Origin of the sequence: Pisciglobus halotolerans, assembly GCF_900113675.1 — a bacterium.
Taxonomy (GTDB): Bacteria; Bacillota; Bacilli; order Lactobacillales; family Carnobacteriaceae; genus Pisciglobus; species Pisciglobus halotolerans.
In genome coordinates, this window is the sequence record NZ_FOQE01000074.1 from 1 (window position 1) to 2,310 (window position 2,310).

Consider the following 2,310-nt stretch of genomic DNA (forward strand, 5'->3'; position numbering starts at 1 on the left):
TATGTGCCTCCTGAAATTTCTAGAAATAGGATTCTAAAGAGTTTAGCATTAAAAAAATTGATTTTTTACAGACCAACGTTAAATATTGTAGAACCCTTTTCTCATTAGTGGAAACCGTTAAAAGGTAAATTATTTTGCACAAATTTTGCACAAATGGTCATGGAACGTCTGACGACACAATCCCCCTTCCTATTTTGAAATCGCTCCTACTCTTTTTTATCCAATCCCTATTCTGCAATTTTTTAAACGAGCTAATTTGTTACCAAAAGGTGAATTTTTTCATAAGATATTCTGCTGTTTTCATAAAATTATGGTGATCTATCTTTACAAGATAAGCCTCTTCCTGTACTCTAAATGACATAAAAAAGGGTTAGCATTTTAGGAGGTCATTGAATATGCATTTAGATTTTACTGATGAAGAAGCTCGAGACGTAGAAGAATTTGTGAATGACTTAACGCTCACAAAAGAAGAATACTTTCTAAGCCTCCACAAAAAAAATGCTCTCACAAAAGAGACTTTAAAAGATAGCTATAATTTCAGATTGTTTATTGAAGACTACCATCATATGTTAGACAACCTTTACCATTATAACTTCGCTGTAAAAGACATGATTGAGACCAATAACGATACTAAGGTGATCGATTCCATTCTTCACTTCCTAGATACGACCATCAAAGATCCTATGGTCCTTTCTCAAATCTATGCCATTTACAAAAAACAGAATGAAAAAGACTCTTCGATTTTATAAGAACTTTTCTAACTTTACTTAAATCATTTTATACAAACTTACTCTATCACTGATCCCCTCTTTGATGGAGTTTTTTTAATTTTTTAAAGATTCGTTTCTATGGACCTTTCAATTGATTCTTCCTAGTTGCTCATTTGTTGTTTAGTTAACTGATTGCTGTGGTTTCAAAATATGGACAAATATATTTTTTTAATTTGGACTTTAGAGAAATTTTTCTTGTTTTTTATATTTCGTGTGTTATTGTAAAGAAGGAATATTTTTATATTTGCAGTTTTCAAGGAGGAATAGAATGAAATGAAACGGATCAAATTATTGACCTTTTTAGGAATGGGTAGTTTCATATTAGGAGCCTGTAGTGCAGATAATAGCACTAGCAAAGCAGCAGATTCTTCAGAACCAGTATCGAGCGAAACTGTTTCTTCTGAGGAACCGGGATTGGATCAATTAGATGAGACAACTAAAAATGAATTATCCAAATCCAAAGATGAAGAAATCAATTGGGACCATATTCATTTAACAAAGCGTCAATACAAAGAATACATTGCTAAACTGGCAGATAGTTATGATGAACCTAGTGAAAATGGAGAGGAAACAATTACCATTACTTCTTCAAAAATGATAGACGATCAAACCATGGAAATAATGATACATAATACTGACACCTCTGACTGGAGCGAACTAACCGATCAATTCTTTGTTCTTTTCATAGATACTTTCACTAGACAGCTTTACTTACATTCAGACTATGCGAAAGGCGAAGATCAGCCGAAGATTATCATTAAAGATGATACAGAACATGTATTATCAGAAGCAACCGATTTTATTGAAATGGAGGAAAGCGAAGAATGAGTAAACTGAAACATTTAATGCTTCTCAGTTCTTTTGGTATATTATTAGCTGCTTGTGGACAAGATACTACTGGAGGTGTAAGCGTTACCGAAAACGAGGACGTCTCTTCTAGTGAACAAACTAGCGAAGCTGCTTCTAGCAAAACAACTAGTGAAGTGGGCAAAAGAAGTAATCCCGTTGCTTTAGGAGATACTGCGACACAAGATTTTATTTTTTATACTGAAAATAGCGACGAAGAACTTGAAGGAAACCGGTCGATCACTCTTTCTAATGTTGTGAAGGGTGATGAAGTTTTTGAATATTTGAAAGACGCGAACGAATATAATGAAGAAGCACCAGAAGGAATGGAATGGGTGATGGTAGATGTTGATTATGTGTTAAATCATGCTTCTACTGAAGATGATCCTGTTTATGTTACTCCTGAATTTACCATTATTGGATCAGACGGTAGCCAAATTTCTCAAGATTCCGTTTACCCTACACTTGCTGACGGTGATGAGTTTGGCTATGCAGACGTTTATTCAGGCGGTTCTGCTAAAGGAAAATATGCTTTTTATGCGCCTAAAGATGATGATTTCTTGGTAGAATACAATGATGGTTCAAACAACGGTATTTTCTGGCTCTTTGACAAGTAGTGTTGGTGGGTCAAAAAAGTCAGAGCGATTACATCGCTTTGGCTTTTTTATTTTATGCTGCTTTTTCATCTTTAAAA

3 protein-coding genes are annotated in these 2,310 nt (G+C 34.2%); all 3 read left to right on the forward strand.

The genetic code is table 11. The features are described 5' to 3' along the window. Nucleotides 1–395: 395 nt before the first annotated feature. The 3 genes from BM057_RS11370 (at nucleotide 396) to BM057_RS11380 (ending at nucleotide 2,233) form a co-directional block, all read left to right on the forward strand. Nucleotides 396–749 carry a hypothetical protein gene (locus BM057_RS11370; protein WP_092093877.1) on the forward strand — a complete coding sequence of 118 codons (354 nt, stop codon included), beginning with the start codon at nucleotides 396–398 and terminating at the stop codon, nucleotides 747–749. Nucleotides 750–1,043: 294 nt separating this feature from the next. Further along, on the forward strand, nucleotides 1,044–1,598 hold the full coding sequence (locus BM057_RS11375) for a hypothetical protein (RefSeq protein WP_092093880.1): 555 nt from the start codon (nucleotides 1,044–1,046) through the stop codon (nucleotides 1,596–1,598). Beyond that, nucleotides 1,595–2,233, forward strand: coding sequence for a hypothetical protein (locus BM057_RS11380; RefSeq protein WP_092093882.1), 639 nt, complete (start codon nucleotides 1,595–1,597; stop codon nucleotides 2,231–2,233). Before BM057_RS11375 ends, BM057_RS11380 begins: the two co-directional genes overlap by 4 nt. Nucleotides 2,234–2,310 lie beyond the last annotated feature (77 nt).

Coding starts and splice junctions, on each gene's coding strand:
- BM057_RS11370 (WP_092093877.1), top strand. CDS start 396: ATGCATTTAGATTTTACTGATGAAGAAGCTCGAGACGTAGAAGAATTT.
- BM057_RS11375 (WP_092093880.1), top strand. CDS start 1,044: ATGAAACGGATCAAATTATTGACCTTTTTAGGAATGGGTAGTTTCATA.
- BM057_RS11380 (WP_092093882.1), top strand. CDS start 1,595: ATGAGTAAACTGAAACATTTAATGCTTCTCAGTTCTTTTGGTATATTA.